Genomic DNA, 13,954 nt, shown 5'->3' on the forward strand with positions numbered 1-13,954 from the left:
TCGGATGTACGCGGGCTACGGTCACCCGGGCATCGACGGTCGGGCGGCCATCCGAGCGCTATCGTTCCCCTCGGCTGTCCGAATGGCAACTCGGTGACCTGCCGACAGTCACCGGGCGCGGCCGCGATCATTGCGGCTTCCTGCGGCTATCGCGACGAATCGGATGATCGTCGGGTACCTCCACGAGCACGATCGCCACACCATCGGGATCGCGCACCCACATCTCGATCAGGCCCCACGGCTCCTGCACCGGCGGCCGCTCGATCGCCACTCCCTTGAGCGTGAGCTCCACCGCCGCGGCCGAGGCGTCGCGCACCTGCATCCAGATAGCTCCGTCGAAGCTCGACGAGCCGTCCGAACCACCGTGCCCGGCGATCTCGATCAGCGACTGCCCGGCGAAGAACACCGTGCCGCCCGGGTACTCCCTGGCGATGGCGAGCCCCAGATCGTCGCGGTAGAAGGCGAGCGTCCGGTCGTAATCGGCCGGTCGCAGCAGGATTCGGCTACTGAGGATGTCCATCGGTCTCCCTCGTGGTGTGGGTCCTCGCCTGGCGGGTGGTAACCGATCAGAAGTACCAGGGGTAGGGGCTCCAGTCGGGTGCGCGCTTCTCCAGGAAGGCGTCGCGGCCCTCGACGGCCTCATCGGTCATGTACGCCATCCGGGTCGCCTCACCGGCGAACAGCTGCTGGCCGACCAGGCCGTCGTCGGCCAGGTTGAACGCGTACTTGAGCATGCGCTGGGCCTGCGGGGATTTGCCGTTGATGTCGGCGGTCCACTCCAGCGCGACGTCCTCGAGTTCGGCATGGTCGACGACCTTGTTCACCGCGCCCATCTGATGCATCTCCTCGGCGGTGTAGGGCCTGCCGAGGAAGAAGATCTCGCGCGCGAACTTCTGCCCGACCAGTTTGGCCAGGTAGGCGCTGCCGTAGCCGCCGTCGAAGCTGCCCACATCGGCGTCGGTCTGCTTGAACCGGGCGTGCTCGCGGCTGGCCAGGGTGAGATCACAGACCACGTGCAGGCTGTGCCCTCCGCCGGCGGCCCAGCCGTTGACCAGCGCGATCACCACCTTGGGCATGAACCGGATGAGGCGCTGCACCTCGAGGATGTGCAGCCGGCCCGCCCTGGCCTGGTCCACCGTGTCGGCGGTCTCGCCGCTGGCGTACTGGTAGCCGCTGCGTCCGCGGATGCGCTGGTCGCCGCCGGAGCAGAAGGCCCAGCCGCCGTCCTTGGGGCTCGGTCCGTTGCCGGTGAGCAGCACCGCGCCGACGTCGGAGGTCATCCGCGCGTGGTCGAGCACGCGGTAGAGCTCGTCGACGGTATGCGGGCGGAAGGCGTTGCGGACCTCGGGCCGATCGAAGGCGACCCGGACGGTGCCCTGCTCGATATGCCGGTGGTAGGTGATGTCGGTCAGGTTCTCGAACCCGGGTACGGGCCGCCACAGCGTCGGATTGAACGTCACGTCAGTGATTATGGCCCCGCGGGTGGCCGGTTCCGGCGCAGGTGTGAGGCGCTCGACTCCCGGCCTGCGGGAGGCATCGACTTGACGGTGTAAAAAATCGCGTTAGCGTGCAGGTATGAGTGAGCGAGTAGAACCGGTTATCGACGAGAGTGCTGTCGATGAGTCTCGGTATGAGCGGCACGGCGGCTTTCCCAAGATCACGCCGGCGCGGGTCGGGCCCGATTTCGGGCCGTTCGTCGAAGCCATGCGCACCTTGCAGGATCTGACGGTCTCCATCGACGCACCCGACGACGTGCTCGCCGACGCTCTCGCCCAGGCCAACCGGTTGATCGAACTGCTCGAGCCCTACCGCGCACCCGAATTGCAGGGCCCCGCCGGACGTGCGGTCGAACTCCCGGGCCGCGGCAGTCTGCTGCTGCTCCCGTGGCGCACTGTGGAAGCCGGGCCGGACGGCATCGTGATGACGGGCGTGTTCCGCCGCTTCCACCTCGGCGGCAATTCCGCCGCGCACGGTGGTGTGCTGCCGCTGCTGTTCGACGACCTGCTCGGCATGATCGTGCACTACGCCGGCCGCCCGATCAGCCGCACCGCCTACCTGCATGTGAACTACCGCAAGGTGACTCCGCTGGAGACCCCGCTGACGGTGCGCGGGCGAGTCGAACGAATCGAAGGTCGCAAAACGTTCATCAGCGCCGAATTGGCCGATGAGCAGGGCACAGTGCTCGCCGATTGTGAAGGGCTCATGGTGCAGTTGCTGCCGTGGCAGCCATAGCCCACGCAAGCCCGGAAGCGATGCGTATAGTTGCGGCTGCTCGTCCATCGAAATAACGATCCGGAGGACCCTGAAAGTGGTTGCAGCACTGTCTGAATCCCTGCTCGACGAGGCCACGCGCCCGGCCTTCCTCGCTGACGCCGTCCAGGTGCTCGATGCCGAGGTCTCGGACAAGGGTGGTGCGTCCGGCCTGGCTGTGAAGGGTGGGTACGCGGCGGTCAAGAAGATCAGCCCGTCCATCGTGCCCGACGCGCTGGAGTCGCTGGCGCCCAAGCTGCTCGCGCAGCTGGAGCCCTACTGGCAGGAGTACACCGCTGCCGGTTCGGGTAGCTTCGCCGACCTGCTCGTGGCCAAGTCGGATGAGGTCGCCGAGGCGTTGCTCGCCGTGACCGACGAGCGGGCCGAAGCCTCCACCCGGCCCGCCATCAAGAAGGTCTACAACTCGATGCGTTCCTCGGCCAAGAAGAACGTCATCGAGGCGCTGCCGCGCGTCGGCGATCTGGTGCAGCGGCACGCGGGCTGACATCCCCCTGGTGGTACCGCTGCGGATCTCGTGGCGGTACCGCTTTTTTCGTCCCGGCCACTCGCATGGCCGGGCGCTGCCCCCGAATTCCGCGTTCGGGCGGTGTGGTTCAGCTCGGCGCGGCTTTGCCGAAACGCCAGTAGCCGGTGAAGGTGACGTCCGCCTTGGGGATTGCGCGTTCGTTCACCAGATGCCGCCGCACCCCCGAAGCCAGCGCCTGCTCGCCGGCGATGAATCCGTACACGCCCGTGCTCGGCATTTCGGCCGTGCGGACCGTGGCCGCCGCCAATTCGCCGATCTTCGCCGATGCGTCGGTGCGGGGCAGCCAATGCACGTGAACCCCTTCGGGTTCGCCGAGTTCCTGCACGTCATCGGCATGGGGGATCTCGATGTAGGCCGCGCCGCGCAGATCCCGCGGGGCCGACCGCAGGATGCCGGCCAGCGCGGGCATCGCGCTCTCATCGCCCACCAGCAGCGACCAATTCGTATGCTCCGGAGCCTGATACATCACGCCTTCGTCGAACAGGCCGACCATGGTGCCGATGCTGACGTTGTTCGCCCAGGTGGAGGCCGGGCTGTCATCGCCGTGCGAGACGAAATCGATATCGATCTCGGCATGCTCGCCGAACTGGCCCGCGCCCGCGGGACGGAAATCGCGCACCGTGTAGTTGCGCACCAGCGGCCGCGTGTCCTTGCTCATCATCAGGTACTGCGCGTACCAGAGGTTGTTGGCCGCGGTGGGCAGCCGCAGCTCGCTCTGCTGCGGGCGGCGCAGGAACAGCCGGAACCACTGGTCGTAGCCCATTGGAGTGAAGTCGGCGAGATCCGGCCCGCCGACGGTGACGCGGACGAAATGCGGGCTCAGCCGCTTGCTCGCGACGACCTCGGCGGTGCAGATCCGCCGCTCGTCCGGCTTGAGGTATTTGGTGCGCTTGGCCATGACCCTTAGGTTAGCAAAACCTAAGGAACGCCGGGTGTGAGCAGGCTGACGCGCCCGGACGGCTCACCGTCTGAGAGTCTGGAGTGGTGAACCCGTCAACAGCACAGGCCCAGGTCGTCGTCGACGAGCTGGCGCGCGGGGGCGTGCGAGATGTCGTGCTGTGCCCCGGCTCGCGCAATGCGCCGCTGGCCTTCGCGTTGCAGGCCGCCGACGCCGCCGGACGGCTGCGGCTGCACATGCGCATCGATGAACGCACCGCCGGGTTTCTCGCCATCGGCCTCGCCATCGCCTCCGGCTGCCCCGTGCCCGTCGTGATGACCTCCGGCACCGCCGTGGCCAACCTCGGACCGGCCGTGCTGGAGGCCAACTACGCGCGGGTTCCGCTCATCGTGCTCAGCGCCAACCGGCCCTACGAGATGCTCGGCACCGGCGCCAACCAGACCATCGAACAGCTGGGCCTGTTCGGCAGCCAGGTGCGCGCGACGATCAGCCTCGGGCTGGCCGAAACCGACGACGCCGGCGGCTACGACCAGCACAACAGCGTCTGGCGCTCGGCGGTCTGCCGGGTACTCGCCGCCGCGCGCGGCACCCGCTCCGGCAATGCCGGGCCGGTGCATTTCGATATCCCGCTGCGCGAACCGCTGGTGCCCGACCTCGCGCCGGGCGAGTCGCTGCCGCAGGGCCGTGCGGACGGCAGCGCCTGGACCGAGACCCGCTACGCGACCCTCGACGTCCCGCTCGATATCGACCTGACGCCCGACACCGTCGTCATCTCCGGCCACGGTGCCGGACTGCGCCCGGAACTGTCGCAATTGCCGACCGTCGCCGAGCCGACCGCCCCGATGCACGGCCCGGCCCTGCATCCGCTGGCGCTGCCGTTGCTGAAGCCGAAGCAGGCGATCATCACCGGACGGCCGACGCTGCACCGTCAGGTGTCGAAGGTGCTGGCCGATCCCGAGGTCACGGTGTTCGCGCTGACCACCGGCCCGCGCTGGCCCGATGTCTCCGGCAATGTGGTCGGCACCGGCACCCGCGCCGTCACCGCCGGGCAGCCGCGCCCGGAATGGCTGGCGCACTGCCGCGATCTGAACGCCAAGGCCGGCCAGGTCGTGCGCGAGGAGCTGGCCGGACATCCCAAGCCGACCGGCCTGCATGTCGCCGCGGTGGTGATGGACGCGCTGCGCGAGGGCGATCAGCTGCTGCTCGGCGCCTCCAACCCGGTGCGTGACGCCGCGCTGGTGTCGACGCCCCGCCCCGGTGTGCGGGTGCTGTCCAACCGTGGTGTGGCGGGCATCGACGGCACCGTCTCCACCGCGGTCGGCGCGGCGCTGCACCACGTCGGCCGCACTATCGCGCTGATCGGTGACCTCACCTTCCTGCACGATGCGTCCGGGCTGCTGATCGGGCGCGGTGAGCCACGGCCGGCCGACCTGACCATCGTGGTCGCCAACGATGACGGCGGCGGCATCTTCGAACTGCTCGAACAGGGCGATCCGCAGTACGCGGGCGTGTTCGAGCGGGTCTTCGGCACCCCGCACGGCATGGACCTGGCCGCCCTGTGCGCGGCCTACCGCATACCGCACCAGCAGGTCACACCGGAAAAGCTGGCCGTGGAGCTCGGCGGGAACGCGCACGGGATCCGGGTGCTGGAAGTGGTGACGGAACGGTCGAGCCTGCGCGAACTGCACGCCACGGTGCGGGCGAAGATCCAGGGCTAGACCGCACTCGCCGCCGCCCGAGCGCTCGGACGGCGGCGTCGCACGGGCTCCTGGGTCAGGCCGGCGCCTCGGACTCCTCGTCTTCGTACTCGTCGTCCATCGGGACCGGAATCGACTGCTCCACCACATCGGCCGGGTTGGCCTCCCAGTTGTCCCTGGTGCGGAGCCCGGCGGTGTCGAGACCGGTGTCCTCGTCCTCTGGCGCGATCTCGACCGACTGATCTGCCACGTCGGCAGGGTTGGCGGCCGGGACCGGGTCGGGGGTGTTCGGGATCATCGTGGGCTCCTCTCCGCGTAAGCCCCGCGCGGTGCCGCGACGGGGCGGACAACAGTCCAACGCTGTCGAGCATGCTCCGGTCGGCCCGATCCGGCAACCATGTGCGGGTTGTTTCGGCGCTGCGATGAATTCCGGCGGGCGGTCCCGTCTCAACGAATGGACGCCCACCACTCGCTCCAGGAGACACGATGACACCGGAGTTCGATTTCGCACCCGCCGCCACCGCCCTCGCCGCCGTTGTCGCGGGTATCACCGACGACCGGCTCGGCGCACCCACCCCGTGCGCCGACACCACCGTGCGGGATCTGCTCGCGCATGTGGTCGATCTGACCGAAGCCTTCCGGCAGGCCGCCACCAAGGAGGCGGTCGGCGGGTCCGTCGCACCGAGCACCGGGCCGGACAATCCGCTCGCACCGGACTGGCGTACGCGCATTCCGCGTCAGCTGGACGCGCTGGTCGCCGCCTGGCGGGACGATTCGGCGTGGGACGGTGACACCGAAGCCGGCGGGGTGAGCATGCCTGCGGCCATCATGGCGCGGGTGGCTTTGGACGAACTGGTGATCCACGCGTGGGATCTGGCCCGGGCCACCGGCCAGGAAGTGTCGATCGCCGACGCCGATCTCGATGTGCTGCTGGAGTTCCTGGCCGATACTCCGGCGGAGGGGACACCGGGGTTGTTCGGCCCGGTCGTTTCGGTCCCGGACGACGCGCCGAAGGCAGACCGCTTGCTCGCGCTCACCGGACGCGCGGCAAATTGGTCCGCGGCCGGGTCGCCGGTCTGATCCGGCGTACCCTGGTGCGGTAGCGGTAGGGCGCGCTACGTGCTCCCCGCGGCCCGGGAGATTCGGTCGCCGCTTGTCCGTCCGGCGATGGCCGGCATGCATGTGCACCGCCGGTACTGATCGGGCAATGTGGGCCGGGCGGATCCGGCCGGCTCGACAGGCGCAAGCTTGCCGCTGACCATCGGCGGCAAGGCCTGTGCCCGGATGCCATGCGAGCCGGAACCGATCGGCAAGCGCTCGGGTGCGGCGCGATTCCCACTCGAGAGGGCTGCTGATCGGCTGATGGTGGCGTCATCGGCCGCGCCGACCGGAGACCGAATGCCGGTTCGCCGGGCGCCGGTACGCTGACCAAGGTCATGCTGGCCCTTCTTCTCGCCCTCGCCGGGTTCGCATTCATCGATTCCCTCGACCTGCTGCTCGTCGGCGTCACCACGGCCATCGTGTTCGACAGCAAGCTGGGGCGCAGGTCGCCGGTGCCCGGTGGATTGAGTTTCATCGCGGGCGTTTTCGCGGTCACCACGACCTTCGGGCTGCTGGCGGTGCTCGGCATCAACTTTCTGACCGGCTGGTTCGATGTCCGGCTGACTCCGACCGTCCGCGCCTGGGGTGAGCTGGCGATCGGTCTCGCGCTCATCGCCGTCGCGTGCCTGCCCGCCGGCGCGCGCGCCGAACCCCCGCCGTGGGCGACGGCGTTCCGGCGAAAACCCTGGCTGCTCGGCATCGTCGGCGTCGCCATCGGGCTGGCACAGGCGCCGACGGCCATCCCGTATCTGGCCGGGCTGGCGATGATCTCGGCCCGCGACCCGCTGCCGCCGCTGTGGCCGGTGATCGTGGTGGCCTACTGCGCGCTCGCGCTGCTGCCGCCGCTGCTCGTGCTGGTGCTGGCGACCCGCCGCTCGCCGGGGGCGCAACGCGGCTACCGGAAAGTGGTTCGGGTGCTGAGGACATACGGTCCGGTTTCGGTCCGCGTCGTCTTCGTCGTGCTCGGCCTCGCGCTGGTCGTCGACGCCGGCGTGCACTATCGGCATCTGTGGTGAGCCGCACGGGTAACCGAGGCAACACCGGTGCGCGCATCGATACGCGCGAGCGGGCGGTTAATGTCGGTGGCGTGGCGAAAACACACTCGGTCCGGGCCTCGCTGGACAAGCAGCCCAATGAGGTCGCGGCGATGTTCGACGAGGTCGCGCAGCGGTACGACTCCACCAATATCCTCATCTCCGGCGGCCAGGACTGGTACTGGCGGCGGGAGACGCGCAAGGCGATCGCGCCGCGCCCGGGCGAGCGGGTGCTCGACCTCGCCGCGGGCACCGGGGTGTCCACCGCGGAGTTCGCCAAGTCCGGCGCCTGGTGCGTGGCGGCCGACTTCTCCCAGGGCATGCTGAAGGCGGGCCGGTTCCGCAATGTGCCGATGGTCGCGGGCGATGCGATGGCGCTGCCGTTCGCCGACAACTCCTTCGACGCCGTCACCATCTCCTACGGTCTGCGCAATGTCGCCGATCCGGATCTGGCGCTGCGCGAGATGCTGCGGGTGACCAAACCCGGCGGACGGCTCGTGGTGTGCGAGTTCTCGACGCCGACGGTGCCCGCGTTCCGTTCGGTCTACCGGCTGTACCTGACCAAGATCCTGCCGCAGATCGCCAAGGTCGCCAGCAGCAATCCCGAGGCCTACGCCTACCTCGCCGAATCCATTCCGGACTGGTCGAATCAGCGTCAGCTGGCGCTGCGGATCGCCGATGCGGGCTGGTCGGGGGTCAAATGGCGCAACCTGAGCTTGGGGGCGGTGGCCTTGCACCGGGCCTACAAGCTGGGGTGATGTACGTCGCACTGCCGTGAACGCCCAGCTCACAGCGGTGGACGCGGGACGGTGAGCGGAAACGTCATCTGCCGATAACATCGGGCAAACCAGCTGAAACCGAGCGCCGCAATGATCGGTGGCATGTCCGATGCGGTGACCGACCGGCAGCCGGGCACGACCAGGACGGCGTGCTCGTACTGCGGTGTGGGCTGCGGCATCACCGTCGACACCACCCACGACGCGACCGGCGCCACCGTCATCGCCAAGGTCAGCGGCGACAAACTGCATCCATCGAACGCGGGCAGGCTGTGCACCAAGGGCGCCACCCACGCCGAACTCATGCGCACCGACGGCCGCATGCGCACCGCCTACCGCCGAGACGGCCGCGACGAGGCGCCGGTACCGATCGACGTCGACGCCGCGGTCACCGAGGCCGCCAACCGCTTGCGCGCCATCCTCGACGAGCACGGCCCCGACGCCATCGCCCTCTACGTCTCCGGGCAGATGTCGCTGGAAGCGCAGTACCTGGCCACCAAACTCGCCAAGGGCTACCTGCGCACAGTGCACATCGAGGCCAACTCCCGGCTGTGCATGGCGAGCGCGGGCACCGGGTACAAGCAGTCGCTCGGCGCCGACGGGCCGCCCGGCTCCTATGACGACATCGACCGCGCCGACCTGTTCTTCGTCATCGGCGCGAACATGGCCGACTGCCATCCCATCCTGTTCCTGCGGATGGCCGACCGGTTGAAGGCGGGTGCGAAGCTGATCGTGGTGGATCCGCGGCGCACCGATACCGCCGCCCGCGCCGACCTGTTCTTGCAGATCGCGCCCGGCACCGATCTGGCGCTGCTGAACGGACTGCTGCACCTGCTGGTCGAGGCGGGCGACATCGATGCCGAATTCATCGCCGAGCACACCGAGGGCTGGGCGGCGATGCCGGAATTCCTGGCCGGCTACACCCCGGAACGGGTCGCCGAGATCACCGGCCTGGCCGTCGAGGATCTGCGCACCGCGGCCCGCTGGATCGGCGAGGCGGGCGAATGGATGAGCCTGTGGACGATGGGGCTCAACCAGTCCACGCACGGCACCTGGAACACCAATGCGCTGATCAACCTGCATCTGGCCACCGGCGCGATCTGCCGTCCCGGCAGCGGTCCGTTCTCGCTGACCGGTCAGCCCAACGCCATGGGCGGCCGGGAAATGGGGTACATGGGTCCCGGCCTGCCCGGGCAGCGCAGCGTGCTCAACCCCGCCGACCGGACGTTCGTGGAGACCGCGTGGGGCCTGGAACCCGGCACCATTCGCGCCGAAGCCGGGCCCGGCACCATCGACATGTTCCGCGGCCTGTCCGCCGGCACCATCAAGGCTGCCTGGATCATCTGCACCAATCCCGTGGCGACGGTGGCCAATCGGAAGACCGTCATCGGTGGCCTGGAGGCGGCCGAGTTGGTGATCGCGCAGGACGCCTACACCGACACCGCCACCAACGCCTACGCCGATCTGCTGCTGCCCGCCACGCTGTGGGCCGAGGCCGACGCGGTGATGGTGAATTCCGAACGCAACGTCACGCTGTTGCAGAGTTCGGTGCCGCCTGCGGGTGACGCCCGCCCGGATTGGCAGTTGATCGCGCAGGTGGCGACCGCCATGGGTTTCTCCGGCTTCGATTTCACTTCGAGCGCGGAGGTTTTCGAGGAGATCAGGCAGTTCGCGAATCCGGCGACCGGCTATGACCTGCGCGGGATGAGCTACGAACGGTTGCGCGAGGGGCCGATGCAGTGGCCGTGCCCCGACCCCGGGCAGCGCCGCAACCCGATCCGCTACGTCAACGACGGCGTGAGCCAAACGGAGTTCGTCGACGCCGACGGGCACCGTCCCCGATTGGCCTTCCCGACGCCGAGCCGTCGCGCGGTGTTCTGGCCGCGGCCGCATCTGCTGCCCGAGGAGATGCCCGACGACGACTACCCATTCCTGCTCAATACCGGTCGCCTGCAACATCAGTGGCATTCGATGACCAAGACCGGGCGCATCGACAAGCTCAACAAACTCAACGGCGAACCGTTCGTCGAAATCCACCCCGACGATGCCCGCACCCTCGAACTGGCCCCCGGCGATCAACTCGAGATCACCTCGCGCCGCGGCCGGGCCGTGCTGCCCGCCCGGATCAGCGACCGGGTGCGCCCTGGCGACTGCTTCGCGCCCTTCCACTGGAACGACGAACAGGGGGAGTACCTGACCATCAACGCCGTCACCAATGACGCCGTCGACGCCGATTCGCTGCAACCGGAGTTCAAGGCGTGCGCGGTCGCCTTGCGTCGCGTTGCTCCGGTCGCCCGGCCCGCCCAGCAGGCGCCGCTCGCGCAACCGCAAGACGGAACCCACCCGCTGGCCGCCATGCTCGGCCTAGACGCGACCGCGACACCGACGCTGAGCGAGACCGAGCGCATCTACCTCGGCGGCTATCTGGCCGCGCTGCACTCGCTGCCGGTCACCGGCCAGCCGGTGCTGCCCGCGTCGGCCCCGCTGTCGCCGCAGAGCAGGCTGTGGGTGGACGGGCTACTGGCAGGCATGTATTCCCGTGGGGGCGCTGGTGATTCGCAGGTCACCGAGCCTGCCGCGCAGCAGCGGGTGGTGACGGTGCTGTGGGCGTCGCAGACCGGCAATGCCGAAGAGTTCGCCGCGACGGCCGCGCAACGCCTCACCGAATCAGGGCTGAGCCCACGGCTGCTCGATATGGACTCCTGTGAACTCGGTGCTCTCACCGGCGACGTGCTGGTGATCAGCAGCACCTTCGGCGACGGCGGTCCGCCCGACAACGGCAGCGACTTCTGGCAGCGACTCGACGACAGCGCCACTCGGTTCACCGGTATGCGCTACGCCGTCTTCGCCCTCGGCGATTCCTCCTACGACGACTTCTGCGGCCACGGCCGCAAACTGGACGAGAAGTTCGCCGAACGCGGTGCGACCCGGCTGCTTCCGCGCGTCGACTGCGAACCCGACTTCGCCGAACCCGGCGCCGCCTGGCTGGATGAGGTGGTCGCGGTGCTCGGCGGCTCCGGCGGCGGTGCGGAAGCGAATCCTGTTTCGGGGCCGGGTGATTCGGTCGGATTCCCGCAGCCGGGCGGCGGCCTGGGTGCGCCCGGTGGCTCCGGCGGCACCGCGACCGCCGTGCTCGACCGCACCATTACAGCGCCTGCCTCGCAGCCCGCCCGTCGTGCCCCGGCACCGTTCAGCCGCAATGCCCCGCTGCGCGCGCCGCTGGTCCGCAACGAGGTGCTGACCAGCCCGGATTCGTCGAAAGAGGTGCGCAGGTTCGGATTCGATCTGCGCGGACTCGAGGCGAGCTACGAGGTCGGTGATTCGCTCGGGGTCTGGCCGACGAACTGTCCGTCGCTGGTGCGGGAATGGCTGGACGCGACCGGCCTGGACGGGCAGCGCACCGTCGAGGTGGATGCGACCGAGATGCCGCTGGCCGACGCGCTGCGCACCCGCTACGACATCACCAAGATCTCCCACGATCTGCTGGAATTCGTCGCCGACCGCAACCCGGACCAGCGCCTGGCCAAGCTGCTGCGCCGGGACAACCGCAACGAGCTGGCCGGCTACTTGTGGGACCGGCAGGCCGTCGACGTGCTGCGCGATTTCCCGGTGCGCGCCGACCTGGTCGAATGGCTGGGCGCGCTGAAAAAGCTGCAGCCGCGCCAGTATTCGATCTCGTCGAGCCCGCTGGTCAGCCCGGATCAGGTGGAGCTGACCGTCGGCGTGGTGCGCTACGGTGACCCGGCCGCCGCGGGTTCGGCGGCCCGGCGCGGCGGGGTCTGCTCGACCTTCCTGGCCGATCGCGCCGACACCGCCGAGGTGCCGATCTTCCTGCAACGCGCCCCGCATTTCCGTCCGCCGCTGGACCCGAGCGTGCCCATGATCATGGTCGGCCCCGGCACCGGCATCGCCCCGTTCCGCGGCTTCCTGCACGAACGCCGCGCGCTCGGCGCCACCGGACGCAACTGGCTGTTCTTCGGCGACCAGCACGCCGCGCAGAACTTCTACTACCGCACCGAACTCGAGGACATGTTCCGCACCGGGCACCTGTCCCGGCTCGACCTCGCGTTCTCCCGCGACCAGCGGGAACGGATCTACGTGCAGCACCGGATGATCGAGCACGGCGCCGAACTGTGGTCATGGCTGCGCGAGGGCGCCCACCTCTACGTCTGCGGTGACGCCGCCCGCATGGCCAAGGACGTCGACGACACCCTGCTCAAGCTCGCCCAGATCCACGGCAAGCTCGACGAAGACGGAGCACTGGCCTTCAAGAAGCAGTTGATCGCCGAAAAGCGCTACGTCCGCGACGTCTACTGACCGCCCGCCGTCACCAACATCCACCGCGCCCTCGCGCCCCCGCGCCGAGTGCTACATGAGCGAGGGAACTACTCGAACAATGCCTCAGCCATGTAGCTCTCGACGACGCGTGTGGATTGACTGTCGGGACGGCACATCACAGCGCGGGCACGTTGAGGCGGGCACGCGCTGGTGCCGCCGCGTCGAAGCGCCTTGAAGCGCTTCCGCGTACGTGAGGAGAGCTTCGGGATGGCGCCTGTTCGAGCCCCGATCAGACTGCGGGCGGGTTGAGGCGGGTGAAGTCGGGCAGGCGGTAGTACGGGTAGTACGGGTAGGGCGGGGTGACGGCGCTCGCCTTGTCCAGGCGGGCGATCTGGTCGGCGGTGAGGTTCCAGCCGATGGCGCCGAGGTTCTGGCGCAGCTGCTCCTCATTGCGGGCGCCGACGATGACGGTGGATACGGTGGGCCGGTTGAGCAGCCAGTTCAAGGCGATCTGCGGCACGGATTTGCCGGTCTCGGCGGCGATTTCGTCGAGCACGTCGACTACGTCGTAGAGCAGTTCGTCGTTCACCGGCGGGCCTGCTTCGGCGGTCTGATGCAACCGGCTGCCTTCCGGAAGTGGTTGCCCGCGACGGATCTTGCCGGTCAGCCTGCCCCAGCCGAGCGGGCTCCACACCACCGCGCCGACGCCTTCCTCACGGCCGAGCGGCATCAGCTCCCATTCGTAGTCGCGGCCGACCAGGGAGTAGTAGACCTGGTGCGCGACATAGCGGGTCAGGCCGTGCTTGTCGGCGGCGGCCAGCGATTTCATCAGCTGCCAGCCGGCGAAGTTCGAGGCGCCGAGGTAGCGGATCTTGCCCGCGCGCACCAGATCGTCGAGGGCGTGCAGCACCTCGTCGATCGGGGTGTGCGCGTCGAAGGCGTGCAGTTGGAACAGGTCGATGTGGTCGACGCCGAGCCGCCGCAGTGAGCCTTCCACGGCGTCGATCAGCCGAGACCTGCCGGAGCCGGCGTCGAACGGGCCGGGGCCGGTGGGCAGGCTCGCCTTGGTGGACAGCAGTAGTTGATCGCGCCGTCCCTTGATAGCCGCACCGAGAACCTCTTCCGACGCGCCGTCGGAGTAGACATCTGCGGTGTCGAACATGTTGACGCCGGCTTCGAGGCTGATGTCGACCATCCGCCGCGCCTGCGCCGCATCGGTATCACCCCACGCGATGAACAGTTCGCCGCGACCGCCGAAGGTCCCCGCACCGAAGCTCAACGCGGGGACGAGCAGACCCGAGGCACCCAACCGCCGGTACTCCATGACAACTCCTAAAGGGTCTATAGTTCCGTTAACAACTCAGAACGTACAC

The 13,954-nt window shown here is 68.8% G+C and carries 12 protein-coding genes; 7 read left to right on the plus strand and 5 right to left on the minus strand.

What is annotated here, in order from left to right; translation table 11 throughout:
- Positions 1–127: 127 nt before the first annotated feature.
- Both FEK34_RS21295 and FEK34_RS21300 read right to left on the minus strand, forming a co-directional pair.
- Entirely contained in the window at positions 128–520 is a 393-nt protein-coding gene (locus FEK34_RS21295; protein WP_138450286.1) for a VOC family protein, read from the minus strand.
- Between the two features lie 46 nt (positions 521–566).
- On the minus strand, positions 567–1,460 hold the full coding sequence (locus FEK34_RS21300; protein ID WP_138450288.1) for a 1,4-dihydroxy-2-naphthoyl-CoA synthase: 894 nt from the start codon (positions 1,458–1,460) through the stop codon (positions 567–569).
- A gap of 115 nt (positions 1,461–1,575) precedes the next feature.
- Here FEK34_RS21300 and FEK34_RS21305 point away from each other — a divergent pair, with 115 nt between their 5' ends.
- Both FEK34_RS21305 and FEK34_RS21310 read left to right on the plus strand, forming a co-directional pair.
- Entirely contained in the window at positions 1,576–2,232 is a 657-nt protein-coding gene (locus FEK34_RS21305; protein ID WP_138450290.1) for a PaaI family thioesterase, read from the plus strand.
- Positions 2,233–2,308: 76 nt separating this feature from the next.
- Positions 2,309–2,755, plus strand: coding sequence for a DUF6918 family protein (locus tag FEK34_RS21310; protein ID WP_138450293.1), 447 nt, complete (start codon positions 2,309–2,311; stop codon positions 2,753–2,755).
- Positions 2,756–2,864: 109 nt separating this feature from the next.
- Here the strand turns inward: FEK34_RS21310 and FEK34_RS21315 are convergent, their stop codons facing one another.
- The gene (locus FEK34_RS21315; RefSeq protein ID WP_138450295.1) at positions 2,865–3,695 is read right to left on the minus strand and encodes a siderophore-interacting protein; all 831 of its coding nucleotides are present in this window, start codon (positions 3,693–3,695) and stop codon (positions 2,865–2,867) included.
- Between the two features lie 86 nt (positions 3,696–3,781).
- Here FEK34_RS21315 and menD point away from each other — a divergent pair, with 86 nt between their 5' ends.
- The gene (gene menD / locus FEK34_RS21320; RefSeq protein ID WP_138450297.1) at positions 3,782–5,413 is read left to right on the plus strand and encodes a 2-succinyl-5-enolpyruvyl-6-hydroxy-3-cyclohexene-1-carboxylic-acid synthase; all 1,632 of its coding nucleotides are present in this window, start codon (positions 3,782–3,784) and stop codon (positions 5,411–5,413) included.
- Positions 5,414–5,468: 55 nt separating this feature from the next.
- Here the strand turns inward: menD and FEK34_RS21325 are convergent, their stop codons facing one another.
- Positions 5,469–5,690 (minus strand): hypothetical protein, encoded by a 222-nt coding sequence (locus FEK34_RS21325; RefSeq protein WP_138450298.1) that lies wholly within the window; start codon positions 5,688–5,690, stop codon positions 5,469–5,471.
- A 188-nt stretch (positions 5,691–5,878) separates the two neighbouring features.
- Between FEK34_RS21325 and FEK34_RS21330 the strand changes: the two genes are divergently transcribed.
- From FEK34_RS21330 to FEK34_RS21345, 4 genes are all read left to right on the plus strand, one after another.
- Positions 5,879–6,472 carry a TIGR03086 family metal-binding protein gene (locus tag FEK34_RS21330; protein WP_138450302.1) on the plus strand — a complete coding sequence of 198 codons (594 nt, stop codon included), beginning with the start codon at positions 5,879–5,881 and terminating at the stop codon, positions 6,470–6,472.
- A gap of 356 nt (positions 6,473–6,828) precedes the next feature.
- Positions 6,829–7,509, plus strand: a complete 681-nt coding sequence (locus FEK34_RS21335) for a GAP family protein (RefSeq protein WP_138450305.1) — start codon at positions 6,829–6,831, stop codon at positions 7,507–7,509.
- A 71-nt stretch (positions 7,510–7,580) separates the two neighbouring features.
- The gene (locus FEK34_RS21340; protein ID WP_138450307.1) at positions 7,581–8,285 is read left to right on the plus strand and encodes a demethylmenaquinone methyltransferase; all 705 of its coding nucleotides are present in this window, start codon (positions 7,581–7,583) and stop codon (positions 8,283–8,285) included.
- Positions 8,286–8,408: 123 nt separating this feature from the next.
- Entirely contained in the window at positions 8,409–12,620 is a 4,212-nt protein-coding gene (locus tag FEK34_RS21345; RefSeq protein WP_432760973.1) for a molybdopterin-dependent oxidoreductase, read from the plus strand.
- Positions 12,621–12,870: 250 nt separating this feature from the next.
- On the opposite strand, the gene FEK34_RS21350 is transcribed toward FEK34_RS21345, so the two are convergent.
- Complete coding sequence (locus FEK34_RS21350) at positions 12,871–13,905, minus strand: aldo/keto reductase (RefSeq protein ID WP_138450311.1); 1,035 nt, start codon at positions 13,903–13,905, stop codon at positions 12,871–12,873.
- Positions 13,906–13,954: the final 49 nt, after the last annotated feature.

This window comes from Nocardia cyriacigeorgica (assembly GCF_005863245.1).
Taxonomy (GTDB): domain Bacteria; phylum Actinomycetota; class Actinomycetes; order Mycobacteriales; family Mycobacteriaceae; genus Nocardia; species Nocardia cyriacigeorgica_C.

Bases quoted from the DNA above. Each gene is read 5' to 3' on its own strand.
- FEK34_RS21295 (WP_138450286.1), bottom strand. From the start codon at position 520: ATGGACATCCTCAGTAGCCGAATCCTGCTGCGACCGGCCGATTACGAC.
- FEK34_RS21330 (WP_138450302.1), top strand. From the start codon at position 5,879: ATGACACCGGAGTTCGATTTCGCACCCGCCGCCACCGCCCTCGCCGCC.
- FEK34_RS21315 (WP_138450295.1), bottom strand. From the start codon at position 3,695: ATGGCCAAGCGCACCAAATACCTCAAGCCGGACGAGCGGCGGATCTGC.
- FEK34_RS21345 (WP_432760973.1), top strand. From the start codon at position 8,409: ATGTCCGATGCGGTGACCGACCGGCAGCCGGGCACGACCAGGACGGCG.
- FEK34_RS21305 (WP_138450290.1), top strand. From the start codon at position 1,576: ATGAGTGAGCGAGTAGAACCGGTTATCGACGAGAGTGCTGTCGATGAG.
- FEK34_RS21335 (WP_138450305.1), top strand. From the start codon at position 6,829: ATGCTGGCCCTTCTTCTCGCCCTCGCCGGGTTCGCATTCATCGATTCC.
- FEK34_RS21325 (WP_138450298.1), bottom strand. From the start codon at position 5,690: ATGATCCCGAACACCCCCGACCCGGTCCCGGCCGCCAACCCTGCCGAC.
- FEK34_RS21350 (WP_138450311.1), bottom strand. From the start codon at position 13,905: ATGGAGTACCGGCGGTTGGGTGCCTCGGGTCTGCTCGTCCCCGCGTTG.